Here is a 418-nt window from a genome sequence, read left to right as displayed (position 1 = left end):
CCGGCAGCCCGCCACGCGCGCCAAGGGCATTCAGCCCGAAGCGCCAGGTCAGCAACTGATGAATTGAACTCGGGTCGAGCGGCCAATGACTGACGTGCCGACGCTTGACCCGGGGCCCGATCAGCACCATCGGCACACGGAAGCCGAGGTAGCCGTCGTTGCCCAACTGTGTCTCTGCGGCAGACACCGGGCGCTTGAACGGCGGTACGTGGTCGAAGAAGCCGCCCCACTCGTCGTAGGTGATGATCAGCAGCGTTTTTTGCCAACCTGGACCATTACGCACGGCATCATAGATTTGATTGAGAAAGACCTGTCCGTTGCGGATATCCGAGTTCGGGTGATCGTCGGCCGATACGCCTTGCGGGTTCTCCCCGGTAAAGCGCGGATCGACGTATGAGAACGCAGGTAGGGTGCCGGC

At 61.7% G+C, this 418-nt stretch carries 1 protein-coding gene; it reads right to left on the bottom strand.

The genetic code is table 11. The features are described 5' to 3' along the window. On the bottom strand, positions 1-418 hold a 418-nt coding region (locus KDL01_RS47290), incomplete at both ends, for an alkaline phosphatase family protein (RefSeq protein ID WP_281415876.1).

Origin of the sequence: Actinospica durhamensis, from assembly GCF_018139695.1 — a bacterium.
Lineage (GTDB): Bacteria > Actinomycetota > Actinomycetes > Streptomycetales > Catenulisporaceae > Actinospica > Actinospica durhamensis.
The sequence above is the reverse complement of the archived record's forward strand: the minus strand, read 5'-3'. Positions and strand labels throughout refer to the sequence as shown.